Origin of the sequence: Salinisphaera sp. Q1T1-3, assembly GCF_003602005.1 — a bacterium.
Taxonomy (GTDB): Bacteria; Pseudomonadota; Gammaproteobacteria; order Nevskiales; family Salinisphaeraceae; genus Salinisphaera.
Window position 1 is genome coordinate 1 of the sequence record NZ_QZWD01000059.1, and the last position, 203, is coordinate 203.

1 protein-coding gene is annotated in these 203 nt (G+C 64.0%); it reads right to left on the bottom strand.

Features of this window, described 5'->3' with window-relative positions; translation table 11 throughout:
• The coding region (locus D3260_RS17900) for a hypothetical protein (RefSeq protein ID WP_233544127.1) at positions 1–189 on the bottom strand (189 nt) is incomplete at its 3' end.
• Positions 190–203: the final 14 nt, after the last annotated feature.

Below are 203 nucleotides of genomic sequence, written 5' to 3' on the forward strand. Positions count from 1 at the left end.
GCGGCCGGGCTTTTGCGCGCGCCTGAGCGGCGTTGCCGCTCGCTCATTTGCATTCAGCAAACGGCGCTCGCGGCGGCTTGTCAGACGCGCGCAAAAGACACCGGCGCGACCGTAGATGAATAGATCAGAGGTTCCTTTATTTTCAATGGCTTCACGGCCGCTGGCCGTGGCGCGCGTGCTGTCGCACATGGCCGCGTTACCGC